Genomic DNA, 26,376 nt, shown 5'->3' with positions numbered 1-26,376 from the left:
GCACCCACGGCGGTTAGGCATTTGCGCGCTCTGGCGGCGCGTCGTTGAACCTCGACAGCAAGTTCCAGGCCACGCCAGCAGCGTGGCCACTGGGTGGATAGTAACGGTCGACTATGTGGATAAATCCCAGGGGTTTACGACCATCGCCCACCATCACAGTAGCGCATACCGTCACCTGCGCGCACCGCCATGGGTATTTGCTGCCCAACTTTGCGGCCTGCGTTCCCCCATTAAGCGGATAGCCCGCCACCGCATCGCAGCCGCTTAATGGCTCACCGTTTAGCCATGATCAAAAGGTGCCTCCCATGAGTGGTGCAAGAACCGTCGAGCAGTGGAAATCCTTTATCGAAAGTTGCCTGGACTTTCGCCCGGCGGATGAAGTGTTCCGCATCGCCCGCGACATGTTCACCGAGCCCGAGCTGTTCGACCTGGAGATGGAATTGATCTTCGAGAAGAACTGGATCTACGCCTGCCACGAAAGCGAACTGGCCCATAACCACGACTTCGTGACGATGCGCGCCGGGCGCCAGCCGATGATCATCACCCGCGACGGCGAAGGCCGGCTCAACGCGCTGATCAATGCCTGCCAGCATCGCGGCACCACCCTCACCCGCGTGGGCAAGGGCAACCAGTCCACCTTCACCTGCCCGTTCCACGCCTGGTGCTACAAGAGCGATGGCCGACTGGTGAAGGTCAAGGCGCCGGGGGAATACCCGGAAGGTTTCGACAAGGCCACCCGCGGCCTGAAAAAAGCGCGCATCGACAGCTACAAGGGCTTTGTGTTTATCAGCCTGGACGTGAACGGCACCAACAGCCTGGAAGATTTCCTCGGCGACGCCAAAGTGTTCTTCGACATGATGGTGGCGCAATCGGCCACCGGTGAGCTGGAAGTGCTGCCGGGCAAGTCCGCCTACACCTACGACGGCAACTGGAAGCTGCAAAACGAAAACGGCCTGGACGGTTATCACGTCAGCACCGTGCACTACAACTACGTGGCCACCGTGCAGCATCGCCAGCAGGTCAACACCGAAAACGGCGCGGGTTCCAGCACGACGCTGGACTACAGCAAGCTCGGCGCCGGCGACGCAAATACCGACGACGGCTGGTTCGCCTTCAACAATGGCCACAGCGTGTTGTTCAGCGACATGCCCAACCCCAGCGTACGCTCCGGGTACGCCACCATCATGCCGCGCCTGGTAGAAGAACACGGCCAGCAGAAGGCCGAGTGGATGATGCACCGCCTGCGCAACCTGAATATCTACCCCAGCCTGTTCTTTCTCGACCAGATCAGCTCGCAGTTGCGCATCATCCGCCCGGTGGCCTGGAACAAGACCGAGATCATCAGCCAGTGCCTGGGGGTCAAGGGTGAGTCCGACGCCGACCGCGAAAACCGGATTCGCCAGTTCGAGGACTTCTTCAACGTCTCGGGCATGGGCACGCCGGATGACCTGGTGGAGTTTCGCGAAGCCCAGCGCGGTTTCCAGGGCCGCCTGGAGCGCTGGAGCGATATCTCACGAGGCAGCCATCGCTGGGAGACTGGGCCGACGCCCAACAGCGAAGCCATTGGCATCCAACCAGCCATGACCGGCACCGAGTTCACCCACGAAGGTTTGTACGTCAACCAGCATCGCAACTGGCAGCAGTTCCTGCTCCAGGGCCTGGAGCGACAAGCGCTGACACTGCGGGAGGTGAAGTGATGAATGCGCAATTGCAGTACCAGATCGAGCAGTTTTTCTACCGCAAATCCGAACTGTGCGACGCCCAGGACTGGGATGCCTATGTGCAGTTGTTCGACCCGCAGAGTGAGTTTCACCTGCCGCAATGGGACTCCGAACACGTCTACACCAAAGACCCTAAACGCGAAATGTCGTTGATCTACTACGCCAACCGCTCAGGCCTGGAAGACCGTGTGTTCCGCCTGCGCACCGGCAAAGCCGCCTCTGCCACGCCGATGCCGCGCACCTTGCACCTGATCAATAACGTACGCATTGCCGAGCAGGCCGACGACACGTTGGAGGTGCGTTTGAACTGGCACACGCTCTTCTATCGCCTCGCCACGTCCGAGCAGTTCTATGGGCATGCCACGTACCGCCTCAAGCCTGCGGGCGACAGCTGGCTGATCATGCGCAAGCACGCCTTGCTGCTCAACGACACCATCAACTCGGTGCTGGATTTCTATCACCTGTAATGGTGCCGCATCCCTTGTAGGAGCGAGCTTGCTCGCGCCTACAAGGGGCTCATACCTATCCACGGAGTCATGTGAATGAATCACAAAGTGGCCTTCAGCTTTGCCGATGGCAAGACCCTGTTCTTCCCGGTGGGCGCCCATGAAATCCTGTTGGACGCGGCCCTGCGCAACGGCATCAAGATCCCGCTCGATTGCCGCGAAGGTGTGTGCGGCACCTGCCAGGGGCGTTGCGAATCCGGTGAGTACACCCAGGACTACGTCGACGAGGAAGCGCTCTCCAGCCTCGACCTGCAACAGCGCAAGATGCTCAGTTGCCAGACTCGGGTGAAGTCCGACGCCACCTTTTATTTCGACTTTGATTCGAGCCTGTGCAACGCCCCCGGGCCCGTGCAGGTACGCGGCACGGTGAGCGCGGTGCAGCAGGTCTCGACCAGCACCGCCATCTTGCAGGTGCAACTGGACCAGCCACTGGATTTTTTGCCGGGCCAATATGCGCGTCTGTCGGTGCCCGGCACCGATAGCTGGCGCTCCTACTCCTTCGCCAACCGGCCGGGTAATCAGTTGCAGTTCCTGGTACGCCTACTGCCCGACGGAGTCATGAGCAACTACCTGCGTGAACGCTGCCAGGTAGGTGATGAAATGCTGATGGAGGCGCCCTTGGGTGCGTTTTATCTGCGGCATGTCACCCAACCGCTGGTACTGGTGGCGGGCGGCACCGGGTTGTCGGCGTTGTTGGGCATGCTCGATGAGCTGGTCGTCAACGGCTGCACACAACCTGTGCACCTGTACTACGGCGTGCGCGGCGCCGAAGATTTATGTGAAGCGGCGCGTATCCACGCCTACGCGGCAAAAATACCGAACTTTCGCTACACCGAAGTGCTGAGCGACGCCTCAGCCGAGTGGACGGGCAAACGCGGCTACCTGACCGAACATTTCGACCTGGCCGAATTGCGGGACAGATCGGCGGATATGTACGTGTGCGGCCCCCCTCCAATGGTCGAATCCATCCAGCAATGGCTGGCGGATCAGGCACTTGATGGCGTTCAGCTGTATTACGAAAAGTTTACGCAGAGTAATATCTGACCCTCAGCAGTTCTGAGGGGCCGATGCGGCGTGCAATCACCCTTGAGAAAAACAAGTAGAAGGGAATGTTAATGGCGGATGACATGGTTAACCCGGTGGGCCTCAAGCGAGGCCTGAAGAACCGGCACATTCAGCTGATCGCCTTGGGAGGTGCGATTGGTACAGGCTTGTTCCTCGGCTCGGCCGGGGTACTCAAGTCGGCGGGGCCGTCGATGATCCTGGGCTATGCGGTGGCCGGGTTTATCGCGTTCCTGATCATGCGCCAGCTCGGCGAGATGATCGTCGAAGAGCCGGTGGCCGGTTCCTTCAGCCACTTCGCACATAAATACTGGGGCGGTTACGCAGGCTTCCTGGCGGGCTGGAACTACTGGGTGCTCTACGTGCTGGTGGGCATGGCCGAGTTGACGGCGGTGGGCAAGTACATCCAGTTCTGGTGGCCGGAGATTCCAACCTGGGTCAGCGCGCTGGTGTTCTTCGTCGCGGTGAACCTGATCAACACTCTGAACGTGAAGTTCTTCGGTGAAGCCGAATTCTGGTTTGCGATCATCAAGGTGGTGGCGATTGTCGGCATGATCGTGCTCGGCTGCTACCTGCTGTTCAGCGGCACCGGCGGCCCGCAAGCCTCGGTCAGCAACCTGTGGAGCCACGGTGGGTTCTTCCCCAATGGCGGCATGGGGCTGTTGATGTCCATGGCCTTCATCATGTTCTCGTTCGGTGGCCTGGAACTGGTCGGCATCACCGCCGCCGAAGCCAGCGAACCACGCAAGGTGATCCCCAAAGCGATCAACCAGGTGGTGTACCGCATTCTGATTTTCTACGTCGGTGCGCTGACCGTGCTGTTGTCGCTGTACCCGTGGGATCAACTGCTGCAAACCCTCGGCGCGTCGGGCGATGCCTACAGCGGCAGCCCGTTTGTGCAGATCTTCTCGCTGATCGGCAACGACACCGCCGCCCACATCCTCAACTTCGTGGTGCTGACCGCGGCGTTGTCGGTGTACAACAGCGGCGTGTACTGCAACAGCCGCATGCTGTTCGGCCTGGCCGAACAAGGGGATGCGCCCAAGGCGCTGATGAAGCTCAACAAGCAAGGCGTGCCGCTACGGGCGTTGGCGATTTCGGCGTTGGTGACGATGCTGTGCGTGGTGGTCAACTACGTCGCGCCGCACAGTGCGCTGGAGTTGCTGTTTGCCCTGGTGGTCGCGTCGCTGATGATCAACTGGGCATTGATCAGCCTGACCCATATCAAGTTCCGCAAGGCCATGGGCGAGCAAGGCGTGACGCCGTCGTTCAAGACCTTCTGGTTCCCGTTCAGCAACTACCTGTGCCTGGCGTTCATGGTGATGATCATTGGCGTGATGCTGGCGATTCCGGGGATTCGCGAGTCGGTGTATGCGATGCCGGTGTGGGTGGGGATTATCTACATCGCCTATCGGTTTCGGATCAGAAACGGGAAGGTTGCCGTGGCGCAGTAACCCCTGTGGGAGCGGGCTTGCCCGCGATTGCGGCGTGTCAGCCAATGGATGAGCCGACTGATACACCGCCATCGCAGCGATGCGGCGACCCGACAAGCCAGCTCCCACAATTGACTGTATTTCACCTAGAAAAAAGCCCCGGTAATCCGGGGCTTTTTTATTAGAGCGTGGAACGTACTCGCCAGAGTTCAGGGAACAGTACCGTGTCGAGCATCTTGCGCAGGTACCCCACGCCTTCAGTACCACCAGTACCCGGCTGGAAGCCGATGATGCGCTCCACCGTGGTGACATGCCGGAAGCGCCATTGGCGGAACGAATCTTCCAGGTCGATAAACTTCTCGGCCAACTGATACAAATCCCAGTAACGGCTCGGGTCGCGATATACCTCGCGCCAGGCAGCTTCCACCGAGTCATCGTGCACCGTGGCTGCGGTCGGGTCGCGCTCGGCGCGTTTGGGATCAATCGCCAACCCCGCCTTGACCATCAGGTTTACGGCCTCGTCATACAGCGACGGCGTGGCAATCGCCACCTGCAATTGCTGCAGCAACTCCGGGCGATGAGCATGGGGCCGCAGCAGCGCCGGGCTTTTGTTGCCGAGGATGAATTCGATCTCGCGGTACTGGAACGACTGGAACCCCGACGACTGCCCCAGGAACGGGCGAATCGCCTTGTATTCCGACGGGGTCATGGTCGCCAGCACCGCCCAGGCGTGCACCAGTTGATCGAAGATCCGCGACACCCGCGCCAGCATCTTGAACGCCGGTGGCAGCTCACCCAGGCGCACATGTTCCCTGGCAGCCTTGAGTTCGTGCAGCATCAATTTCATCCACAGCTCCGAGGTCTGGTGCTGGATGATGAAGAGCATTTCGTTGTGATCCGGCGACAGCGGGTGCTGGGCGCTGAGGACTTTGCCCAGGTCCAGGTAATCGCCATAGCTCATGGACTCGGAAAAATTCAGTTCGGCGTTATGCCATTCTTCCGGCGGTTGGTAATCAGCTGAGAAAGGACATTGGCTCATCGCGTGGGCTCCTTGAGCGGGCGGAGAATGGCGCGCACGGGGCTCGCGTCCAGGTTGGCGAAGCGCAGCGGCAGCGCGATCAGTTCATAGTCGCCCTCCGGTACGTCATCGAGCACGATGCCTTCGAGGATCGCCATGCCATGGCGCGCCACGGCGTTGTGCGAATCCATGGTCTTGGATTGCTGCGGGTCCAGGGACGGCGTATCGATACCGATCAGACGCACACCCAGGCCGGCGAGCAGCTCAATGGTTCGCGGGGCGATGGCAGTGAAATTCGAATCCCATTCAGTCAGTGGCGCTTGTGGATAAGTACGCAGCAGCACGCGCTCGGGCAGGTTATCCAAACGCCCTTGCAACTGATGGGGCTCAACCAACGCGCCGCTGCCCAGGCAATGCAATACCCGGCAAGGGCCCATGTACACATCCAGCGATACCTCGCCAATCGGCGCGCCATCAGCGCTGTAATGCAGCGGCGCATCCACATGGGCACCGGTGTGCGGCGACAGGGTGACGCGCCCCACATTTACCGGACACTCGGGGCCGAACTGCCACACGCGCTCCTCCTGGAACGGCGTATCGCCCGGCCAGGTCGGGGTGGCCGTGCTCAAGGGCGGGCTGATATCCCACCACGTTTTTATTGGGTTCATTGCAAGGCTCTCACTCGTTACTGAGGTGAATGATACGAGGGAGGGATGTGAATTTTCTTGCGAATTCTGGCGCGACACGGGAAATCTTTCGCAGTTACTGCGAGGAAACATCGGTTTGATGCACAGATCTGTCGCTCAGATACGCCACGACCTCTCGTGGGAGCCTGGCTTGCCAACGATAGCGGAGTGTCAGGCAATCGAGATGCTCGCTGTGCCACCGCCATCGCGGGCAAGCCCGGATCCAACAGGGGACCGCGGTGTTCAGGTGACTGCGCTTCTGGGCATCCCAATGTCGAGTTCAGACCACTGGCGCAACGCCCGAGGCCTTAGGGTTGAGCTTTCCCTTCCCTGCCTCGGAGTCATCATGTCCAAGCCCATCACCGTACTGCGCGACACCCACCCACTGCCGGTCCTGGATGCCTGCAAATGGGAAAAGCTCGAAGGCGACCCGCACACCGTCAACCTCAACGCCTACACCAGCGAAGACGGCAGCAAGATCATGGGCACCTGGATCTGCACGCCGGGCAAGTGGTACGTGGAATACGTGAAGTGGGAATACTGCCATTTCCAGGAAGGCTACTGCGTGATCACGCCTGAAGGCATGGAGCCGATCCACCTGCGGGCTGGGGATATCTTTGTGGTGGAACCGGGGATGAAAGGAACGTGGGAAGTGGTCGAGACGGTGCGTAAGTATTTTGTATTTGCCTGACCCAGCAAAAGCTGTGGCGAGGGAGCTTGCTCCCTCGCCACAGGTATTTATTTGGGCTTGCGATAGCTGTTGATGATCGCCGAGAAGTCCTTGCCCCCTTCCCCACGCTGGCTCATCGATTGATACAGCTGCTGGGCCACTGCGCCGAGGATCACCGGCTGGTGCACCTGGCGTGCAGCTTCGGTGGCCAGGCCTAAATCCTTGAGCATCAGGTCGGCACCAAAACCACCGGTATAGCCACGCGATGATGGCGCGGTCTCGATCACGCCTGGCCAAGGATTGTAGGTATCGGAACTCCAGCAGCGCCCCGTGGAGCTGTTGATGATGCCGGCCAGCACTTGTGTATCAATGCCAAGTGCATCGCCCAGGGCCATGGCTTCACTGACGCCGACCATGCTGATACCCAGCAGCAGGTTGTTGCAGATCTTGGCGATTTGCCCAGTGCCGACATCGCCGCAGTGCACGATATTGCGGCCCATCTGCGCCAGCACCGGTTGCAGGGTGGCGAACAGTTCCGGGTTGGCGCCAACCATAAAGGTCAGCGTCCCGGCCTGGGCACCGCCGGTACCACCGGAGACCGGCGCATCGGCCACGTCCACGCCTTGTTTGGCTGCCGCAGCCGCTACTTCACGGATGGTTTGCGGGTCAATGGTGCTGCAATCCACGGCGGGGATGCCTTTGCCGATGCCGGCGAGTACACCGTCTTCATTCAGCCACACGCTGCGCACGTGGGCCGCGGCCGGCAGCATGGTAATCACCAGTTCGGCGCCCTGGGCCGCATCACGCGGCGAGCTGCTGATGGTGCCGCCCAGTTCGGCGAGTTCCTTGAGTACCGCCTGGTTCAGGTCGAACAGGTTAAGCGCGTGCCCAGCCTTGATCAGGTTGCGGGCCATGGGCGCACCCATGTTGCCCAGGCCGATAAATGCAATCTTCATGATCGTCTCCCAGGTTCAGCGCAGGTTAATGGTGGTGTTGACGCCATCGTTGACCGTGTCATCGTCGAACCAGCGGCTGGTGACGGTTTTGGTCTGAGTGTAGAACTGCACCACTTGCTTGCCGTAAGGGCCCAGGTCGCCGAGCTTGGAACCGCGGGAGCCGGTGAAGCTGAAGAACGGCACTGGCACCGGGATGGGGATGTTGATGCCGACCTGGCCCACATCGATTTCGCTCTGGAATTTACGCGCCGCCGCACCGCTCTGGGTGAACAGACCTGTGCCGTTGCCGAACGGGTTGGCGTTGACCAGGGCGATGGCTTGATCGAGGGTGTCGACTTCCAGCACCACCAGCACCGGGCCGAAGATTTCCTCGGTGTAGATGCGCATGTCGGTGGTCACGCCCGAAAAAAGAGTCGGGCCGACAAAGTTACCTTGTTCGAAGCCCGGCACCTTGATATCGCGGCCATCCAGCTCCAGCTTGGCGCCTTCTTTCACGCCGCTTTCGATCAGTTCAAGGATGCGTGCCTTGGCGCGCTTGGAAATCACCGGGCCGACATCCGTGCCGGCTTCGCTGCCTGCATTGACCTTGAGCTTTTGTGCCAACGCCTTGAGATCTGGCAGCCACTGCTTGGCCGCACCCACCAGCACCACCACCGAGGTGGCCATGCAACGCTGGCCCGCCGCGCCGAAACCGGCGCCGACCAGGGCGTTGAGGGTGTGCTCGCGGTTGGCATCCGGCAGCACCACCGCGTGGTTCTTGGCGCCCATCATCGATTGGACGCGTTTGCCGTGCTTGCCTGCCAGGTCATAGACATGGGTGCCGACGGCCGTCGAGCCGACGAAGGACACCGCCTTGATGTCTTTGTGGGTGCACAGTGCATCTACCACGCTCTTGCCGCCGTGCACCACGTTGAGCACGCCCGCCGGTACGCCGGCTTCCAGCGCCAGCTCCACCAGGAGCATGGTCGACAACGGGTCTTGCTCGGAAGGCTTGAGTACGAAGGTGTTACCGCAGGCAATCGCCATCGGGAACATCCACAGCGGAATCATCGCCGGGAAGTTGAACGGGGTAATGCCGGCGCATACGCCGATAGGCTGGCGCAGGGTGTAGGTATCCACGCCGCCGGCCACGTTCTCGGCGAACTCGCCCATTTGCAGGGTGCCGATGGAACAGGCGTGTTCGACCACTTCCAGGCCACGGAAAATATCGCCCTCGGCATCGGCAATGGTCTTGCCCTGCTCGGCGCTGAGGACTACAGCAATGCGCTTGGAATGTTCGCGGATCAAGGCTTGCAGCTTAAGCATGATGCGCATGCGCGCGCCGATCGGTGTCAGCTTCCAGGTCTGGAAAGCGCGATGGGCAGCGTCAATGGCGGCGTTGACTTCATCGGCAGTGGCGAACGGGACTTTGGCCAGCACTTGCTGGGTGGCCGGGTTAACGATGTCTTGCCACTCGGTGGTTTTGGACTCGACCCACTCGCCGTTGATCAGCAACTTGACCTGTTGCACGGAAATATCGGCAGATGCGTTCATATGGTCTCCAGAATGTTGTCGTTATGCAGAGAACCAAGGCGTTGAATCGCCTTGAAGAATGAGGCGTTCGGACTGTTTTTGGAGTATAGATGTGCAAATCTCTAATAAGAACGTACATAAAAGCCGGTCCAATATGCAAAAAAACATCACCTCCCTGGGCGCCCTGAACTGGGATGACCTGAAGTTTTTCCTCGAAGTGGCGCGCACCCGCAAGGCCAGCGTGGCCGCCAAGCGCCTGGCGGTGGACTACACCACCGTGTCGCGACGCATCAGTTCACTGGAAGTGTCCCTCGGCACGCTGCTGTTCGAAAAATCCCGGACCAACGGCTTCGTGCTCACCAGCGAAGGCCAGCGGTTGCTGGGTTATGCCGAATCCATCGAAAGCACACTGCACATGGCCTGCGAACAGGTGTCCGGGTCCGGTGTGGCACTGTCCGGCCATGTGCGCATGGGTTGCACCGAAGGCTTCGGCAGCTTTTTCGTCACCCCGCAACTGAGCCATTTCGTCGACACTTATCCCGCGATCTCGGTGGACATCCTGCCCCTGCCCCACTTCATCAGCCTGTCCAAGCGCGAAGCCGACATCGTCATCGCCCTGGAACGCCCGGAACACGGACCGTATGTGTGCTGCAAACTGTGCGACTACAAACTGCAGCTGTACGCCACCCAGGACTACCTCGACCAACACCCGCCGATTCGCACACCTGCGGACTTGGCCGAGCATCCATTTATCAGCTACGTGGATGACCTGGCGTTCAGCTCGGAGCTGCTGTACCTGGCCAACGTCGTGCCCGGCGCCAGCGCGAGTTTGCGCAGCACCAGCGTGATCGCGCAGTACGTGGCGGCGCAGCAAGGCCGGTCGATGGCGATATTGCCGTGCTTTCTGGCAGCGCAGGACCCGCGGTTGTTGCCGGTGCTGGGGGAGCAGATCGCGATTACGCGACAGTTCTGGATGTATTGCCGGGAGGATTTGAGGAAGTTGAAGCGGATTACGTTGTTGTGGGATTACATCCGGGAAGTGACGGAGCAGAATCAGGGGTTGTTGATGGGGGAGACGCGGGAGATCAGGTTTGCGGATTAAAGCGCCATCAACGACGATTCGCTTTAAATTGCAGGACGTTTCCTAGAGAATCCCTGGCCTATTGCGCCATAGGATTTGAGTGTCTAGCCTCCTCGGGTCGCTGCAAAACAGCGGCTGGGTTTAGCGACCCGAGAAACGTAGGTTCAACGCCCTAAATCACCCTGGCTAGCCATTTTGCTCGCCTTATCGTGTTATGGCGGCTGTGCGCGGGAGACCTTCGGGTCTACCGGGTTCCTAGGTTACCGGTTCGCTAACCCGCGCACAGCTGCCACCTTTCCATGTTTAGCGACATGCCGTGGCGGTTTCTACTTATTAACCTAAGGAAAAACCATGTCCAAGATCGTTCCCGATCCACCGCTTTCCTCCATCATCACCCTCGGCGTAGTCACCTTCGGCGACTACGGCGAAAACCAAAAACCACTGTTCCGCGTTAATTCCGGCATGCCGATTGAGGAAGCATTGGAACACGCCTCCACCCTACTTTTTTACTCCAAGAAACTCGCGATGGAAGCCGCCATGGATGTGCGCGGTGAGCAATATGCATGGGCTGCGCATTATCTGTGTGAGATGGGCAAGGCCGTGGTGGATGACTTAACGCAGGCGATGACGCCGGGCCGTTAAGCGAATACCGTTTGAATGCGGGAGGAGACCTTGCTCCTTCCCACATTTAAACCGCGCCAGCCCCGGCAATTTGCGGATACCGAGCCTGAACTTCGCGCAGAAACTCACCCGCGCTGTTCTTGAGCCATTCAATCAGCCGAGCAATATCCGGCTCCGACTGACGCCCGTTTCGACAAATGATGTAGTAGGCCGCAGGGGACATCATCACAGGGCTATTCAACGCAACTAACGCACCGTCTTCCAGTTGGTCATACACCAACGCAGTCCTGCCCAGCGCAATCCCTCCGCCCTTCACCGCCAGGCTGATCGCCAAGCTCGAATCCGGAAATCTCGGCCCATGGTGATAAGGCGGCGCCGCCAGCCCCTGAAACGCAAACCAACTTTCCCATCCCGGACACACCTGATCGTCCACCCGATGAATCAGCGGATTGCGGGCGACATCCTCCAGCGCGATATCACCCTTCAACCGCAGAAACTCCGGCGAACAAACGGGGAACACCGCATCGCGCATCAGTAATTCGACATGATGATCCGGGTAGTCGCCGTACCCCATCACCACCGCGACATCATATTGATGAGCCTCCAGGTTGGCGCGGTTCATGTCGGCGCTGGTCAACACCAGATCTAGATTGAATGAGGCCTCAGTGTGAGAACCGTGCATCCTGGGGATCAGCCATGTCGAACAGAGAGAAGACGTGCATGAGAGGTACAGCGGTTGGGATTTACCGGGGTTGAGTGAATGCAGCACCCCATCCAGCGATTTGAAGAAACCATCGGTAACCGGCAACAAAGCCTGCCCTGCCACCGTCAGTTTGACGCCTCGCGAGTGCCGCTCAAACAACGACACGCCCCACCACTCCTCCAAGCCCGCAATTTGATGGCTAATGGCACTGGCGGTGAGGTTAAGCTCAGACGCTGCACGCGCAAAGCTACCGGCTTGCGCAGCGCTGACGAACGCTTGAAGCATAGGAGTGGGTGGCGGACGCTGGGCCATCAGGTGCTCACTTTGATCAAGATGATCCCGCAAACAATGACGAACGCCGAAAGCATCCGTCGCCAACCGAACCGTTCATGAAAGAACAGCGCGGCAATAATGGCGCCGATAATAACACTGGTTTCCCGCAGAGCTGAGACCTTGGCCACCGCGTCCAGCGACAAGGCAAACAACACCAATCCGTAAGACGCCAGGTAAAAAACACCGCCTAATAGCCCAACTCGCCAGTGCCCACGTATCGCACGAGCCAAGGTTGAACGCTCTTTGGAAAACGCCAGCATCGGGATCGGGATACTTTGGAATACTGTCAGGTAAATAATGTACTGCAGCACCGTCTCACTGGCTCTTACACCTTTAGCATCCACCACCGTGTAAGACGCAATAAACGCACCGGCGCACACCGCCATCAGGATCGGCTTGAATATCTGCGCCGTCATCCTGCGCACAAAGGTCAAGCTGATAATCCCCACACAAATCAGCAACACTCCCATCAACGCCTGGGAGGACAACTGTTCATGCAGCAGAAAGTAAGAAAACAGCACGACCAATACGGGCGGCACCCCACGCATCACCGGGTAAACCTGACCGAAGTCACCCGTTTCGTACGCTTTAATCAAAAATAGCCGGTACACCGTATTGAGCACCACAGAGACGAGTATATAGCCCCATACCTCCAGGCTAGGCACACTGACAAACGGCAACGCCAGCAGGCATATCACTAGCGCGGTGCCGTCGACCATGGCCAAGGTCATGAAGCGACTGCTACCGGCGCGAACTACGGCATTCCAAGTGGCGTGCATAAAGGCAGAGACCAAGACCAACGTGATCGCAATATCGGAGGTGTCCATGGGGCTCGGCTTATGGCGGATATGGGAGGACTTACGTTATGAATACCGAAGCATCATTGTTTGCGTAACCACAGCCGTAGCATATAACGATTCAGATCACTCAAAGGCTCAGCATCATTGATCTCGGAACGAGGAGCGTTCATATCAATGAAGTTCGTACGCGTATGCAGAAACTTGTTATCGGCTGAAATAAGCACTTGCCCTGGCTCCAGCAGTACTCGATGCTGAACCGATGACTGATCGAGAACAGTATCCAGAAAGTCCAGTGCCTGGGTTTGAGCTGCTGTTAAAGGCACTCCTGCCTTAAGGTGAGCTGACTCAATGTAGACTCGAAAGTATCTGATCAGTGGAATACCTTCACTGGAAAAGTAGAGGATGGGGGCTTTAAACAGTTGCTCATCCTCTGACATGCCGCGATTCTCAAAAAAGAAGTCGCATTTGAGCTCTTCCAATACGTCTGGGAACGCCATCAACTCCGCGTATACCGCGCTTGCATCGATGAGAATGCTCTCACCTCCTAAAAGTGCTTTCTGTCCACAGGCCAGGATCAAGTAATCGATAGGCAGCGGGTCGCTCACACCACCGTTATGTATATAGGCGCCTTGACGGGTCTGATGGTATCTCGCACCTGCCTCAATGCTTTTGCCACCTCGGTCATAAACCTCAATCACTTTATGACCAAGATGATTCTGTACCATTGGGACACCGAGTAAGGAACTGAATGTCCACACCAGAGATTTGAACGTTGAAAGTTTATCCACCTTAAAGCCATCGAGAATCAAGACATGACTTTCATGATCGATCATATTTCGTATTCTATTCAGCTCCTCTCTCAGCACGCTTGACTGTAAAGGATTAATGTAAGCGACCTTGGTATCGAATCTAACACCTTGACTTACAGTCTCGAATAACTCCCTTACCGTCAATAGCTCAGCAAATGCATCTTTTGAAAGCCTGACTTTAGATACTCCCTGGCGAAAATGACTGACATTTATATTCATCGCAATCCTGTACGGTAGTTACTCATAGCGTCCATTTAACTAAGCCCACCATTTGCGAAAAAGCGAAACTTCATCAGCCCAGCCATTAAAATTCGTCATGACAGGTTTTTCCTACAGAGAAAACTCCTAATGGTCGTTGGTAGGTTTTCGCGGCGACCAATACGCATGGGCCGCGCATTATCTGTATGAGAGGGGCAAAGCCGTGGTGGATGACTTGCCGCAGGCGATGACACCGAGCCGTTGAGCGAACAATCTCGCGAGCACACCGCAGAACAAATGTGGGAGGGGGCTTGCTCCCGATATAGGTGTGTCAGTCACCAGTTGTATTGGCTGACACACGGCTATCGGGGGCCTCCTCCCACAATAGATTGCGTTTCGGGTTGAGGCGGGCGAATTGCCTTAGTCCGCGATTACTACAATTGACACCCGGCGATTCTCGGTGCGGCCTGCTGTGGTCGTATTCGGCGCCACCGGCTCGCTGCTGCCCAGGCCGCGCAGTTGGATGTTTTCTTCTTTCATGCCCACGCGGGTCAGCACCTTGCCCACGCTTTTGGCGCGGCGCAGGGACAGGGCCACGTTGTAGGGTTCTTTGCCGGAGGCGTCGGTGTGGCCGTCGACACGCACACGCTCGATACCCGCGCCTACCAGGGCCTGGCCGATGCGTTCGACGATGTCGGTGCTGGGTTTGTTGAGGGTTTCGACGTCACTGCCAAACAGCACTTTGCCGGACAGGCCGAAGGCCCAGCCTTCATCGGTCAGCTCGAAGCCTTGTTGTTTGAGCACGGCGACTTGCGCCGGGGTCAGGCCTTTGGGTGGCGTCTGGCAGCCGCTGAGGGCCAGGAAAGCGACGAGTAAAGAAACAAATAAAATGCGTGTGTTAGCGAACAAGGGAATCAACTCCTGTGTTGAACGTTGACGACGGGATGCTCCGACTCCGCCGTTTGCTGGCCGCCCGAGGACAATCGTTTGGCCTGGTACATCGCCGCGTCGGCGGCGTTGAGCAAGGTGCCGGGAGTGGCGCCATGCTCGGGATAAATGGCAATACCGATGCTGAGGGAGGTCAACACCTGGGTATCACCTGGCAGGGGGATCGGCATGTCCATGCTGGCAATGATTTTGTCGGCGATGCGATGGGCGTCTTCGGCCTTGTGCAGGGGCGCCAGTAATACCGCGAATTCATCACCGCCCAGGCGCGCCACCAGGTCGTCCTCGCGCAGTTGCGCCCGCACGCGGTCGGCAACGGCCACCAGCACGGCATCGCCAGCGGCGTGACCGAAGCTGTCGTTGATGTCTTTGAAGCGGTCGCTGTCGAGGAACAACACCGCCACCCGCTCGTTGACCTTGGCGGCGCTGCGCAAGGCGCGGATCAGCCGGCCTTCGAAGAACGCGCGGTTGGGCAGGCCGGTGAGGCTGTCGTGGCTGGCCTGGTGGGCCAGGGTTTCGTTTTCGCTTTGCAGGTGGCTTTGCCAAGCCTCCATCTCACCGAGCAGGGCATTGAAGTCGCTGCCCAGGCTGTCGAGCTCGGCGATCTGCGCCGAGGGTACGCGGCGGTCGAAGTCTCGTTCGCTGCGGGCGGCGTGGGCGACGGCGGCCAAGCGTTGCAATGGCACGGTGATGCCATTCAATAGACGCCGCGACAGGTGCAATGCCACCCAGGCGCTGAGCGCTGTGCAGATCAAAATCCCGACCAGACCGCTGAGCAAAAAGCGCAACAGGCTGCCACCGTGGCCGACCAGGTGGATGCTGCCGACAGTTTGCCCCTGGCGCAGAATCGGCTGGCTGATGGGCTGTTCGAGCAGGGCGTGCGCTATTTGCAGCTCGACCCGTGACAACATGCCGGTTTCCGGGCGAACCCAGCGCGCCAGCAGCTTGCCGTTGATATCAAATACTTCTGCCTGGGCCACTTCTTCGGTGGAGGCAATCAGGCTCAGGGCTTCGGTGGCCGCCGCGCTATCGTTGAACACCACGGCCGCTTCCACGGTGTAGTTGATGGAGCGGGCGATCAGGTGCAGGTTGTGCTCGGCGTAAACCCGCAGGGCCAGCACGCCGAGCAGGGTCAGGGAAACACTGGCCAGGGTCACCGCTACCAGCGCCAAGATCATATGCCCGCGGGCAATCACCGAACGCAGGGTCGGCCGCACTTTATCGCGGCTCATGAGCCAGGCGCTCGACGGCGAGACAACTGCAACACACTGGGATGGATACGCACGCCGCTGCGGGCGACGGAATCCAGATTGACCTCGAATGACACCTGCTCATCGCTGACCCGCAGGCAGAACAGGCTGCCCACCGTGCATTGGTCGCCCCCTTCGCTGATGCTGAGCACAGGGTGGCCAATCAACGAAGTAAACAGGCGGTTGCGTTCGTCAGGCGTGATTTTGCCGATGTAGATGGCGTCGCAGGCATTGACGATATCCGGATGATCGACCAGCAGGCGCCGCACCCGCACCGGACGACCGGTGGCCTGGGTAGTGCCTTTGACCAGGTCATCGGTGTACTGAGTCGGCCCGACAATGCACAGCCGCAATTGCGCAGGCTCCACCGGCCACCGCGCGTAGCTGAGAATACCCAGCACGACCTGGGTGACCGCCTGGGCGCGCTGCTCGGCGAGGCTGGGCGTCTGCGCCCATACCTGCGGCGCGAGCAGGCACAGAACCGCCACCCGCAACATGCGTCTCCAGCTCAAACTGCGCTCTGTGGGCGAGACAGCCACGTTCATGCAGCACTTCTCTCAGGTATTTTCCAGGGTGATGCCGCAACGATAGCACAGCGGCGGGAACCCCCGCGCAGCACGGCTGGCACGGGGCCTACTATTTTTTCAGAAAAATCAGACATCTGAATCAGAAATATTTCATGACCTATCAGTCAGTTTTTTCCGGTGCGGCGTCCAACTCCAGCATCAACCCGCTCAAACGCTTGACCTTGCGCCGTACCGCCTCTTCAAACACGCCACCCCGGGGCTCGATCAAGCTGAACCAGCGCTTGGCGCGGGTAATACCGGTATAGATCAATTCTTTGGTCAGCACCGGGTTCAAAGCATCCGGCAGGATCAGCGCCGTATGGATGAACTCCGAGCCCTGGGATTTGTGTACGGTCATCGCATACACGGTTTCGACATCATTCAAGCGGCTGGGCAGCACGAAACGTACGCCACCCTGGCCATCGTTACGTGGGAAGGCCACGCGTAGCACGTGGGGGCCGCCATCGCTTTCGGGCAGTTTCAGCGCGATGCCGATGTCCCCGTTCATCAGGCCCAAGCCATAGTCGTTACGGGTCATCAAGACCGGACGGCCCTCGTACCACTGCTCGTCGCCTTCGATCAGGCGGACTTTGCGCAGGGCCGCGGTGATGCGCTGGTTCAGCCCTTCAACCCCCCAGGGCCCTTTGCGCACGGCACAGAGCAATTGGAACGCATCAAAGGCTTGCAACAATTGTTGCGCCCAATAGGTCCAGGCCGGGTCATCGCGCGGCGTATCCAGAGGTGGACGTGCCGATTGCAACAGGTTCAGGTAGTAGCGATAACCCTGGGCGCCGTCGCCCTGCCCGTCCAGCACCAAGCGCTCAAGGGCGTGGTCATGCTCGCCCTTGAGGCTTAGGCAAAACAGGTCGTCATGACGGCGCGCGGCCAGCAACTGACGAGCCTCTTCGGCATTCTGCTGGTTGACCCAGCGCGCCAGTTGGCCGATGCCGCTGCCTTCGCCGAAACGACGCGAATAGCGCAGCATCACCACCTGCTGGGCCAGGGGATGACGGGCATCGAGGTCTTCTTGCAGGCCGCTGGCACTGAGGTCTTCGCCGCTGACCGCTTGCAGCCATTGCAGAGTCTGCGGGCTGTACCAGCCGGCTTCGGCGTCACGGCACAAATCGCCGAGTACCGCACCGGCCTCCACCGACGCCAACTGGTCCTTGTCGCCCAGCAATACCAGACGCGCATGGGGCGGCAAGGCATCGAGCAGGTTGGCCATCATTTCCAGGTCAATCATCGAGGCTTCATCCACCACCAGCACGTCCAGCGGCAATGGATTACCCAAGTGATGCCGGAAGTGGCGGGTGCCCGGACGGCTGCCCAACAGGCGATGAACCGTGGTGACCTGGGTCGGGATTTTTTCCCGCACGTCGTCGGGCACTGTCAGTGACAGCACTTGCTGGCTGATGGATTCGGTCAGCCGCGCAGCGGCTTTACCGGTGGGCGCAGCCAGGCGAATACGCAACGGGCTGCCGGACTCCACAGCGGGTGCCTGCAACAACGCGAGCAGGCGCACCACGGTGGTGGTCTTGCCGGTGCCGGGGCCGCCGGTGACGATACTGAAGGCGCCGCGGGTTGCCAGGGCACAGGCAAGCTTTTGCCAGTCAATTACACCGTCGGGCGCCGGTTGGTCGAACAGGCGGTTGAGGCGTTGTGGCAAATCGGCAGCTGCGGGCTCCACGTTCGCAAGGCGCAGGCGCAGGGCGCGGTCGATACGTCGCTCGTAGGTCCAGTAGCGGCGCAGGTACAGGCGCTTGCCAGACAACACCAACGGACGACTCTGGGCCGCGTCGCTGCCATCGACCGCCAGCGCTACCAATGGGCTGCACGCCAGGGCATGGCACCAATGGGCACCGTCCAGGTCGTGCAGCAATTGCGACGGCAGCAGCATGGCGCCAGCGTGCAGGTCGCCTTCGGGCGGCAATGACAGGGCGAAGTCCGGCGCCTTGAGGGTTTCGAACAGGTCAAGGCAGACGTGACCATGGCCCAGTTGATGGCTGGTCAAGGCGGCCGCCAACAAGACCAAGGGGTCGGCCTGGGCGTCAAGCTCATGCAGGAAGCCGACGAAGGCTTTGTCCAGGGCCCGCAACCAGCCACGCTCGACCCAACGCTCAAGCAACTGCACCAGGTCGGTGGCGCGACTCAGCGGTGCCAGCTCCTCTAGCGGTAACGGCGACAGGCTCATAGCAACACTCCTTGTTCCCAGACGGGCTCGACCTTGGGCGGGATAGGCTTGCCCTGGAACAGCAGATCCAGACTTTCGATCAGCTCGCGGGGCGGCCGGGTAAAATACGCCCCCTGGCTCACCGACTGGGTGCCACGCAGAAACAGGTACAGGGCGCCGCCGACGTGCTGGTCGTAGTCATAATCAGGCAGGCGCGCCTTGAGCTGGCGGTGCAGGGCCAGCAGGTAAAGTACGTATTGCAGGTCGTACCGATGCTCAAGAATCGAGTGCTCCATGGCTTGCTGGGTGTAGGCCGAATCGTCGGGGCCGAGCCAATTGGATTTGTAGTCCGCCACGTAGTAGCGGCCATCGTGTTCGAACGTCAGGTCGATAAACCCCTTGAACATGCCGTTGAGCAGCACCGGCTCAGCGGCCACACGGGAAACACCGCCGTGGGTGTGCTGGCACACCAGTTTGTCGAGGGCCAGCACATCGACTGTGTGACTGGCGAACCAGAACTCCATTTCGATCTGGTACTGCTGAAGGCCGCTTAAGGTCACGTGGTCGTTGTACAGCGGCAACGGCGTTTGCAACAGATGACCCAGCCAGCCGCTGAGGGTGACGATCCAGCCTTCCCAGTTGCGGCGGTTACAACGTGCGCCCACGGCTTTTTCGATGGCCTCGGGCGTCACGTTGAAACCCTCTTCACCGGCCCACTCCAACAAGCCGTGGAGGAAGGTGCCTGGATTAGGACCGCGTGGGAAACGATGAATATCACCGCCGGACGCCACCACTTCCCGTGGCGCATCGGGGTCGAGGCGTTCGTCATCGAACAGTTTCTGGGCCTGGGGGCTTTCCGGTGCTTCAAGACTGGCGGCGCTCATGCTGTCGCCAATGCGCAAGGCACTGTAGGAAGCAATCCACCAGTTTTCCGTGGCCTTACGTTCAGGCAGCAATGGTGCGAGCAGGGTCGCTTGATTGCGCGGCGGGTGGAACAGGATGTCTTGGGCGTCCGGCACATGGTCATAACCGATGGCCGCGCAGCCTTGCTGCAAGTCCAGCAACCAGCGCGCCAGACCCGCTGATTCGCCTAACGACGCGCCAGCACCAAGCAAATAGCCCAACGCCGACAGGTGCAAGACCGAGCTGCTGTTATTGCCGCGCTTGAGGTCGGCGATGCCTAGCCAGCAGGCGTGTTTGGCGCGGGTCAAGGCCACATAGAACAAACGCAGGTCTTCGGCCAGGCGCTCATCGTCGGCTTGGGCGATCAGCTCGGCCGTGGGTCGCAGGCTGACGTGGGACTTGCCCTGTCCATCGTGGTAATGCAGCGGCAAGCGACTGCCGTCCACAGGCTTGGCCGAACAGATGAACGGCAAGAACACCAGGTCGTATTCCAGGCCCTTGGATTTGTGGATGGTCACCACTTTGACCAGTTGCTCGTCGCTTTCCAGGCGCAGGATCTGCTCTTCACCGGCCTGTCCCGACAGCGCCAGATGCTCGGCCAAATGACGGATCAACGCCTGCTCGCCATCCAGTTCCGAGGCGGCCTGTTGCAACAATTCACTGAGGTGCAACAGGTTGGTCAGCACCCGCTCGCCATCACTGCGGGCGATGAGGGTTTGCGGCAGCTTGAAGTCGTGGAGCAGGCGACGCAGCATCGGCAACACGCCTTGGGTACGCCAGATGGCACGGTAGCCACGGAACTGCATCACCCGTGATTCCCACGCCAGTTCGTCCTGATTCAGACGCTCCAGCTCCGATAGGGACAGGTTCAGGGTGACGCAGGCCAGGGCGGCACGCAGCGGGCGTTCGACATCGGGTTCGGCGCAAGCCTTCAACCAGGCCAACAGGTCATGGGCTTCCTGGGCGGCAAACACCGAGTCTTTATCCGACAGGTACACACTGCGCACGCCACGGCGGGCCAGTTCGGCACGCACGGCCTGGGCTTCCTTGCCATCGCGCACGAGGATGGCGATGTCTGACGGCAACACGCCCTTGAGGTTACCCTCTATTACAAAGCCCGCCGTGCCTTGCTGCCCACCGTTGAGCAGCGCAACGATTTGCGTGGCGCAGGCGGCGGCCAGGTGTTGACGGTAAACCACGTTGGAAATCGGCTGGTCGGTGGGCAGGTGCCAAAGGTTCATGGCCGGCATTGGTTGGCCGTCGACCTGCAGGTGTTCGCTGCGGCCTTGGGACAGCACCGGGTGAAACGGCACCGGGTTATCCCCATTGGGCTCACGGAACAGGAACGCACCACGACCGGTTTCCGCACGCTGGAACACGTGATTCACCGCCTCGACCATCGCATGGCTGGAGCGGAAGTTGGTGCCCAGGGTGTGATGACGGCCGGTGGTGGATTGCCGGGCGCGCAGGTAGGTGTAGATGTCGGCGCCGCGAAAGGCGTAGATCGCCTGCTTGGGGTCGCCGATCAGGAACAGGCCGCTGTCGAGGTGGTTTTCTTCGATGCGGTAGATGCTGTCGAAGATGCTGTATTGCACCGGGTCGGTGTCCTGGAATTCATCGATCAGGGCCACCGGGAATTGCTCGCGGATCACGCTGGCCAGGCGCTCGCCACCGTCTGCCTGGAGGGCGGCGTTGAGGCGGATCAGCATGTCGTCAAACCCCATCTCGGCGCGGCGACGTTTCTCTTCCTCGAAGCGTTTGCCGACCCAGCCGGCAGCGTGTTGCAGCACCGCCGCGTCGGGCGTTGGCAAGGCGTCGAGGCTGGCTTTGAGGCTGGCCATGGCCTCGATGCCAGGGTGCTGCGGCGGCTCGCCTTTCCACGCTTCGGCCATGCCGTCAGGCGTCAGGCGGGTGAAGCCGGTGCCGATGTCCAGTTGTTCCAGGGTTTCGTCAGCGGCCCAGGCGCTGATCTTTTCGAACCAGGGCTCGAAGTAGCGCGCTTGCATCTTGCGCCCATCGACCGCCTTGGCGGCCACGGCTTGCAGGCAGATATCCCGCAGCTCGGCGGCCCATTGTTGCCAGGGTGCCTTGAGAGCAACCAGCGCGGCACGACGTTCTTGCAGGCAGGCGGTGATCAGTTCGGCTGGCTCGCGGGTTTCGTCGGTGGGCCGCTCGCTGCCGAACAACGCACGCACCCGTGGCATCAGCGCCGCGGGGCCGCCCCAATGGTTGCGCACCCAGTTGAGGGCATCGTCGTGCATTGGGTAGCAGAACAATCGCCAGTAGTCGCGCAGCACTTCGCCCAGCAGGTCGCTATGGTCAGTTTCCAGGGTCTGGGTGAACAGGCTGCCGCTGTCGAACGCATGTTCGCGCAGCATGCGCTGGCACCAACTGTGGATCGTCGAGACGGCGGCTTCATCCATCCATTGGGCGGCGATGTCCAGCCGGTTAGCGCAGGCGGGCCATTGCTGCGGTTCATATTGCTCACGCAGGTCGGCAATCAGCGCATCAGGCTGCTCGATTTCGTCACGGAAAAAGCGCGCGGCTTCGGCCAGGCGGATGCGGATGCGTTCACGCAGCTCCTTGGTGGCGGCGTCGGTGAACGTCACCACGAGGATTTGCGGTGGCAGCAGTTCGCGGCCGAAACCGGACTCACCACCGCCGTGGCCGAGCACCAGGCGCAGGTACAAGGCGGAGATGGTGAAGGTCTTGCCGGTGCCGGCACTGGCTTCAATCAACTGGCTGCCTTTGAGCGGGAACGCCAGGGCCAAGGGTTTGCCGATCATGCGTCAGCCTCCGTGCTGGAAAGCGATCGCCAGGGGGCGTTGATCAGCGGGCGATACAGGGTTTCGCACCAGCCTTCGAACTCTTCACTGGCGACCAGGGCCGCGTAGTCGGGAAATTGCCGCGTAAGGGCAGGCGTTTCGCGGCGTTCGCCGTCTGTGGTGATGCCATCGCCTTCATAGGCTTTGCTCGCTGCCGCTTGGGCCTTGGTGGGGTCAGTCTGGCCGAGCCAGGCGAACGCGGTTTTCACTGCGACCGGTAGCGGCGCGCTCATTCCCGTGTGCCAGGCCAACAGCAGGTTACCGAGGATGTCCTCGGCGCCGGCCTTGTCCAGTGGGGCCAACAACAAGGTGTCGTCACTGGCTACCAGGCCGGTGCTCAAGGGCAGGCCACAGGCGCAGGCCACCACGTGATTGACCCAAGGGCGGATGAGGCGGTGCCACTTGCGTGTCTTGATCGAGCCAATACTGTTGGGGATGGTGGTGACGCTTAACAGTCCGCCATCACTGCGTCGGTGCAGACCGCTGATCCAACCTTCCAGCTGGATACCTTGGTACGCAAAGCTGATCGGTTCAGCGCCAGTATGCGGGGTGGGCCACAGCGCTAGAAGGTGTTGATAGCGTTGCACCAGGTCCGGCAACGGCTCGATCAACTCGTTACGCAGGCATTCACCGAAACCGACCATCGGCAGCAGGCCGCTGCCTTGCAGGCGCAGGGCCTGGGCGTTGAGCGCCTGATCGAGTTGGTCGGGTTGGGTGAGGGCCGCGTTCAGCAGGCTGTCGCTTAAGCTGTAGCGTTGCAATGCGTCAAGCACGAAGGGTTCTTCATCAGCCAGGGGCACTTCAGCGGCTTCGAAGAATACTTTCAGGCGCTGGCTGAAGAAGTGTTTGACCGGATTGCGCAGGAAGTCCTGTAACTGGCCAAGGCTCAGGGGTTCTTCCTGTTGGTGAGGGGTCAAGCCTTGCTCTTGGGTGATGACCGCCGGTGCCTGATGCAGCAATTGCCATTCGCGGGCATAGCTGAACAGCGAATCGCCTTCGTGGAAGTAGCGTGCGCTGAAGGGTTGCAGCGGGTGCTCTTGGGTCATTGCGTCGAGCAGCGGCTGATCATTGTTGGCGTGCTGCCAGCCGCTGGCCAAGTGGTCGCGCAGTTGGCCGATCAGTACCGAGGCCGGGCGATCACTGTTGTCACGGATGCTGCGGCCTACCCAGCTGATATACAGCTGGTCACGGGCTGACAGCAGCGCTTCGAGCAGTAAGTAGCGGTCGTCTTCACGGCGAGAACGGTCGCCGGGGCGGTAATCGCTGCCCATCAGGTCAAAATCCAGGGGTGGCTGGGCCCGCGGGTAATCGCCGTCGTTCATGCCGAGCAGGCAGACCAGCTTGAACGGGATCGCACGCATGGGCATGAGCGTACAGAAATTGACCGCTCCCGCCAGGAAGCGCTGGGACAGGCGCCCCTGATCCAATCCGGCAAGCCATGCCTCACGTACTACCGTAAGGGGTAACTCGTCTTGCAAGCCGACGGATTCGCAGGTTTCCAGCCAGGTTTCTCTTAGCTGTTCGAGCTGGCCCAGCAGGTAGTCATCGTGCTCGCTGCTGGGCAGGAAAAACAGCTGCATCAACCGTTGTAGACGCTCGCCCCAGGCCTGTGGCGCGGCGGGTTCCGATAGCGCTTGATGGGCATCGTGCAAGGCGTCGAGCAAGCCGACCAGCGGGCCGATCAAGGCCGCATCGAGGCCACCGATTTCGTCATAAGGTTCAATACCGTCGCAGGCCGTGCCGGTGCCGACGGCATAGCCCAGCAGCATACGGCGCAGGCCGAATCGCCAGCTGTTCTGCTCCAGTTCCGCGGGCAGGCCCAAACCGGCGCGTTGCTCGGCATTCAGGCCCCAGCGGATGCCGGCCCCTTCGATCCAGCGATGCAAGGTGGGCAGGTCACGCTCTTTGATGGCGAAGCGTTCGCGCAGGGCCGGGACGTCGAGCAGATCGAGGATTTCGCTGACGGGGAAGCGGCTGTCGGGGAGTTTGAGCAGGTGCTCCACAGCAATCAACAGCGGGTCGCGGCCACGTTGACCTTGGTCTGTGAGGGTGAAGGGGATAAAGCGTGGGTCATGGCGTTCGAGCTGGCCGAAGACCGCGCGAATATGCGGTGCGTAGCTGTCGACGTCGGGGACCATGACGATGATATCCCGAGGGCGCAAGGTGGGGTCGGCGCTGAAGCGATGAAGTAATTGGTCGTGGAGGATTTCTACTTCGCGCTGGGCGCTGTGGGCGATATGGAAACGGATCGAAGTATCGCGTTGCAAGTCGACAGCGGGCCACCGTTCACGGGTTTCATTCAACGGGCGCAGTTCAAGGATATCGTCCTGGAGTTGGTTGAGCAGCGTGGTGGGTTCGCTGTCGCTGAACAGGTCGATACGACCGTCGCGAAATGCGGCGCGGTAGCTGTTGGGATCATCGTAGCTGTCCAGCAGACTGATGTAATCACGGCCCTGCTTGCCCCAGGCAGCGAGCAGCGGATGGGCGTGCTGGTGCAAAGTTTGTGGGTCGATAGTGACGGGCATGCCCGCTTTGCGCGCCTGGCGTTTGTATTCGTTACGCAGCAAGTCTTTGTCAGCGACGATGTCCGACCAATGATGGCGGCAGGGGTTATGCACGCAGAGCAGGACCTGGCTGAAACGGGCCAGACCCGCCAAGGCTTCCAGCGCCTGGGCCGGCAGCGATGAGATGCCGAAGACGATCACCCGGGGAGGCAAGCCGGGCGGTGCTTGTTCAAGGCTGTTGATGCGCTCGATGAAACGCTGATGTACGCCGGCCCGACTTTCGGCCATGCCTGCTTCACCCACATCCAGCAGCAGCGCGCGCCACAGCTCGGCTTGCCAGCAGTTGGCTGGGTTGAGCGGTTTGGACTCACCTCGACCATTGCGCAGTTGGTGCCGACCTGCGGCCCAATCTTCCAACCAGTCGGCACGGTAGACTTGGTATTGGTCGAAGAGGTCAGCCAGGCGCTCGGCGAGTTGGTAGCGTTTGCGCAGGTCGGTGTCTTGCGTCAGGAAGCGTTGCAGAGGTTCGAAGTGCGGTTGGTCGATCAGCTCGGGTAACAGACGCATGAGGCGCCAGGTCAGCGGGGCTTTATCAAGCAGGGACTTGGGCGGGATTTCGTCGCGGCCCAGGACCATGCGATAGAGCTGCCACATAAAGCTGCCAGGCAGTTGTACGTCGATGGCTGCGGCAATGCCACAGCCGCCCATATCATCTTCTTGCGGATCTTCAGCCAAGGCCAGCTTCAGCCACTGGGCGATGCCGTTACTTTGTACCAGGGCGATTTCGTTTTCCAAAGGCGCCAGTGGGTAACGGCGCATCCAACTGACCACCAGGCTGCGCAGTTCGTCCAGGCGGTTGCCGTGAACCACCATGAATCCAGGGCTGAGGGACGTCGCGTCCGGCATAACGGCTTCCTTGGGAAAAGCAAAATCGAGGGGTGGACTTTAGCACTGTGGCGCACGGGGCGGGCACAGCCTGACAGGCGTGCGGGGACAAGGCGGACACTTTTCGAGCGCGCAAAACAAAACCCCAACTGCTTTCGCAATTGGGGTTTCGGAATTTAATCTTGACGATGACCTACTCTCACATGTTGACACCTCTAC

Annotated in this window: 20 protein-coding genes and 1 pseudogene; 8 read left to right on the top strand and 13 right to left on the bottom strand. The window is 60.2% G+C overall.

Translation table 11 applies throughout. From position 1 onward, the window contains the following. Positions 1-305: 305 nt before the first annotated feature. The 4 genes from antA (at position 306) to BMH52_RS26795 (ending at position 4,743) form a co-directional block, all read left to right on the top strand. Positions 306-1,697: an anthranilate 1,2-dioxygenase large subunit gene (antA, locus tag BMH52_RS26810; protein ID WP_020302518.1), complete on the top strand. Its 1,392-nt coding sequence runs from the start codon at positions 306-308 to the stop codon at positions 1,695-1,697. Then, positions 1,697-2,188, top strand: a complete 492-nt coding sequence (antB, locus tag BMH52_RS26805) for an anthranilate 1,2-dioxygenase small subunit (protein ID WP_072434978.1) — start codon at positions 1,697-1,699, stop codon at positions 2,186-2,188. The genes antA and antB overlap by 1 nt, the downstream gene beginning before the upstream one ends. 75 nt (positions 2,189-2,263) lie before the next feature. Then, positions 2,264-3,271 (top strand): anthranilate 1,2-dioxygenase electron transfer component AntC, encoded by a 1,008-nt coding sequence (antC, locus tag BMH52_RS26800; protein WP_073845582.1) that lies wholly within the window; start codon positions 2,264-2,266, stop codon positions 3,269-3,271. Positions 3,272-3,342: 71 nt separating this feature from the next. Further along, positions 3,343-4,743: an amino acid permease gene (locus BMH52_RS26795; RefSeq protein ID WP_044274391.1), complete on the top strand. Its 1,401-nt coding sequence runs from the start codon at positions 3,343-3,345 to the stop codon at positions 4,741-4,743. Positions 4,744-4,903: 160 nt separating this feature from the next. Here BMH52_RS26795 and kynA read toward each other — a convergent pair whose 3' ends face one another. Next, positions 4,904-5,761, bottom strand: a complete 858-nt coding sequence (gene kynA, locus BMH52_RS26790) for a tryptophan 2,3-dioxygenase (protein ID WP_014719914.1) — start codon at positions 5,759-5,761, stop codon at positions 4,904-4,906. Further along, positions 5,758-6,408 (bottom strand): arylformamidase, encoded by a 651-nt coding sequence (kynB, locus tag BMH52_RS26785; RefSeq protein WP_054896995.1) that lies wholly within the window; start codon positions 6,406-6,408, stop codon positions 5,758-5,760. The genes kynA and kynB overlap by 4 nt, the downstream gene beginning before the upstream one ends. A gap of 364 nt (positions 6,409-6,772) precedes the next feature. On the opposite strand from kynB, the gene BMH52_RS26780 reads away from it, so the two are divergent. After that, the gene (locus BMH52_RS26780; RefSeq protein ID WP_003230905.1) at positions 6,773-7,117 is read left to right on the top strand and encodes a cupin domain-containing protein; all 345 of its coding nucleotides are present in this window, start codon (positions 6,773-6,775) and stop codon (positions 7,115-7,117) included. A 47-nt stretch (positions 7,118-7,164) separates the two neighbouring features. Here BMH52_RS26780 and mmsB read toward each other — a convergent pair whose 3' ends face one another. Further along, the gene (gene mmsB, locus BMH52_RS26775) at positions 7,165-8,052 is read right to left on the bottom strand and encodes a 3-hydroxyisobutyrate dehydrogenase (protein WP_020302522.1); all 888 of its coding nucleotides are present in this window, start codon (positions 8,050-8,052) and stop codon (positions 7,165-7,167) included. A gap of 15 nt (positions 8,053-8,067) precedes the next feature. Continuing rightward, positions 8,068-9,585, bottom strand: coding sequence for a CoA-acylating methylmalonate-semialdehyde dehydrogenase (locus tag BMH52_RS26770; protein WP_014719917.1), 1,518 nt, complete (start codon positions 9,583-9,585; stop codon positions 8,068-8,070). 133 nt (positions 9,586-9,718) lie between these two features. Between BMH52_RS26770 and BMH52_RS26765 the strand changes: the two genes are divergently transcribed. Both BMH52_RS26765 and BMH52_RS26760 read left to right on the top strand, forming a co-directional pair. Continuing rightward, positions 9,719-10,666 carry a LysR family transcriptional regulator gene (locus BMH52_RS26765; RefSeq protein WP_014719918.1) on the top strand — a complete coding sequence of 316 codons (948 nt, stop codon included), beginning with the start codon at positions 9,719-9,721 and terminating at the stop codon, positions 10,664-10,666. 330 nt (positions 10,667-10,996) lie between these two features. Then, a complete protein-coding gene (locus BMH52_RS26760) occupies positions 10,997-11,287 on the top strand; it encodes a DUF3077 domain-containing protein (protein WP_034133670.1) in 291 nt (96 codons plus the stop codon). Between the two features lie 46 nt (positions 11,288-11,333). Here BMH52_RS26760 and BMH52_RS26755 read toward each other — a convergent pair whose 3' ends face one another. Genes BMH52_RS26755 through BMH52_RS26745 form a run of 3 tightly spaced genes read right to left on the bottom strand, consistent with a single transcriptional unit; the run spans position 11,334 to position 14,130 of the window. Next, positions 11,334-12,281: a LysR substrate-binding domain-containing protein gene (locus BMH52_RS26755; RefSeq protein ID WP_073845580.1), complete on the bottom strand. Its 948-nt coding sequence runs from the start codon at positions 12,279-12,281 to the stop codon at positions 11,334-11,336. Next, entirely contained in the window at positions 12,281-13,129 is an 849-nt protein-coding gene (locus tag BMH52_RS26750) for an EamA family transporter (RefSeq protein ID WP_073845579.1), read from the bottom strand. The genes BMH52_RS26755 and BMH52_RS26750 overlap by 1 nt, the downstream gene beginning before the upstream one ends. A gap of 53 nt (positions 13,130-13,182) precedes the next feature. Next, positions 13,183-14,130 carry a TauD/TfdA family dioxygenase gene (locus tag BMH52_RS26745; RefSeq protein ID WP_072434968.1) on the bottom strand — a complete coding sequence of 316 codons (948 nt, stop codon included), beginning with the start codon at positions 14,128-14,130 and terminating at the stop codon, positions 13,183-13,185. Positions 14,131-14,278: 148 nt separating this feature from the next. Here BMH52_RS26745 and BMH52_RS26740 point away from each other — a divergent pair. Then, positions 14,279-14,374 (top strand): annotated as a pseudogene (locus BMH52_RS26740) (DUF3077 domain-containing protein); the annotation flags it as partial. A gap of 155 nt (positions 14,375-14,529) precedes the next feature. On the opposite strand, the gene BMH52_RS26735 reads toward BMH52_RS26740, so the two are convergent. The 6 genes from BMH52_RS26735 to recC all read right to left on the bottom strand — a co-directional run bounded on the left by BMH52_RS26735 (position 14,530) and on the right by recC (position 26,178). Beyond that, positions 14,530-15,018 (bottom strand): OmpA family protein, encoded by a 489-nt coding sequence (locus BMH52_RS26735; protein ID WP_014719919.1) that lies wholly within the window; start codon positions 15,016-15,018, stop codon positions 14,530-14,532. A 5-nt stretch (positions 15,019-15,023) separates the two neighbouring features. Next, positions 15,024-16,286: a diguanylate cyclase domain-containing protein gene (locus BMH52_RS26730; protein ID WP_020302524.1), complete on the bottom strand. Its 1,263-nt coding sequence runs from the start codon at positions 16,284-16,286 to the stop codon at positions 15,024-15,026. After that, the gene (locus tag BMH52_RS26725) at positions 16,283-16,849 is read right to left on the bottom strand and encodes a YfiR family protein (protein ID WP_014719921.1); all 567 of its coding nucleotides are present in this window, start codon (positions 16,847-16,849) and stop codon (positions 16,283-16,285) included. The genes BMH52_RS26730 and BMH52_RS26725 overlap by 4 nt, the downstream gene beginning before the upstream one ends. Positions 16,850-16,991: 142 nt before the next feature. Further along, positions 16,992-19,061: an exodeoxyribonuclease V subunit alpha gene (recD, locus tag BMH52_RS26720; protein ID WP_073845577.1), complete on the bottom strand. Its 2,070-nt coding sequence runs from the start codon at positions 19,059-19,061 to the stop codon at positions 16,992-16,994. After that, positions 19,058-22,729: an exodeoxyribonuclease V subunit beta gene (recB, locus tag BMH52_RS26715; protein WP_073845575.1), complete on the bottom strand. Its 3,672-nt coding sequence runs from the start codon at positions 22,727-22,729 to the stop codon at positions 19,058-19,060. The genes recD and recB overlap by 4 nt, the downstream gene beginning before the upstream one ends. Beyond that, positions 22,726-26,178, bottom strand: coding sequence for an exodeoxyribonuclease V subunit gamma (gene recC / locus BMH52_RS26710; protein WP_073845573.1), 3,453 nt, complete (start codon positions 26,176-26,178; stop codon positions 22,726-22,728). Before recC ends, recB begins: the two co-directional genes overlap by 4 nt. Positions 26,179-26,376: the final 198 nt, after the last annotated feature.

The organism is Pseudomonas sp. BTN1 (assembly GCF_001907715.1).
In the GTDB taxonomy this organism is placed as follows: domain Bacteria; phylum Pseudomonadota; class Gammaproteobacteria; order Pseudomonadales; family Pseudomonadaceae; genus Aquipseudomonas; species Aquipseudomonas paracarnis.
Note: the sequence above shows the minus strand (reverse complement) of the source record. Positions and strands in the feature narration are given on the sequence as shown.

Excerpts from the sequence above, each read along its gene's own strand:
- BMH52_RS26760 (WP_034133670.1), top strand. The coding sequence starts at position 10,997 with ATGTCCAAGATCGTTCCCGATCCACCGCTTTCCTCCATCATCACCCTC.
- antA (WP_020302518.1), top strand. The coding sequence starts at position 306 with ATGAGTGGTGCAAGAACCGTCGAGCAGTGGAAATCCTTTATCGAAAGT.
- BMH52_RS26730 (WP_020302524.1), bottom strand. The coding sequence starts at position 16,286 with ATGAGCCGCGATAAAGTGCGGCCGACCCTGCGTTCGGTGATTGCCCGC.
- BMH52_RS26750 (WP_073845579.1), bottom strand. The coding sequence starts at position 13,129 with ATGGACACCTCCGATATTGCGATCACGTTGGTCTTGGTCTCTGCCTTT.
- antB (WP_072434978.1), top strand. The coding sequence starts at position 1,697 with ATGAATGCGCAATTGCAGTACCAGATCGAGCAGTTTTTCTACCGCAAA.
- recB (WP_073845575.1), bottom strand. The coding sequence starts at position 22,729 with ATGATCGGCAAACCCTTGGCCCTGGCGTTCCCGCTCAAAGGCAGCCAG.
- kynB (WP_054896995.1), bottom strand. The coding sequence starts at position 6,408 with ATGAACCCAATAAAAACGTGGTGGGATATCAGCCCGCCCTTGAGCACG.
- BMH52_RS26725 (WP_014719921.1), bottom strand. The coding sequence starts at position 16,849 with ATGAACGTGGCTGTCTCGCCCACAGAGCGCAGTTTGAGCTGGAGACGC.
- BMH52_RS26765 (WP_014719918.1), top strand. The coding sequence starts at position 9,719 with ATGCAAAAAAACATCACCTCCCTGGGCGCCCTGAACTGGGATGACCTG.
- antC (WP_073845582.1), top strand. The coding sequence starts at position 2,264 with ATGAATCACAAAGTGGCCTTCAGCTTTGCCGATGGCAAGACCCTGTTC.
- BMH52_RS26770 (WP_014719917.1), bottom strand. The coding sequence starts at position 9,585 with ATGAACGCATCTGCCGATATTTCCGTGCAACAGGTCAAGTTGCTGATC.
- BMH52_RS26780 (WP_003230905.1), top strand. The coding sequence starts at position 6,773 with ATGTCCAAGCCCATCACCGTACTGCGCGACACCCACCCACTGCCGGTC.
- BMH52_RS26795 (WP_044274391.1), top strand. The coding sequence starts at position 3,343 with ATGGCGGATGACATGGTTAACCCGGTGGGCCTCAAGCGAGGCCTGAAG.
- kynA (WP_014719914.1), bottom strand. The coding sequence starts at position 5,761 with ATGAGCCAATGTCCTTTCTCAGCTGATTACCAACCGCCGGAAGAATGG.
- recC (WP_073845573.1), bottom strand. The coding sequence starts at position 26,178 with ATGCCGGACGCGACGTCCCTCAGCCCTGGATTCATGGTGGTTCACGGC.
- BMH52_RS26755 (WP_073845580.1), bottom strand. The coding sequence starts at position 12,281 with ATGGCCCAGCGTCCGCCACCCACTCCTATGCTTCAAGCGTTCGTCAGC.
- BMH52_RS26745 (WP_072434968.1), bottom strand. The coding sequence starts at position 14,130 with ATGAATATAAATGTCAGTCATTTTCGCCAGGGAGTATCTAAAGTCAGG.
- mmsB (WP_020302522.1), bottom strand. The coding sequence starts at position 8,052 with ATGAAGATTGCATTTATCGGCCTGGGCAACATGGGTGCGCCCATGGCC.
- recD (WP_073845577.1), bottom strand. The coding sequence starts at position 19,061 with ATGAGCCTGTCGCCGTTACCGCTAGAGGAGCTGGCACCGCTGAGTCGC.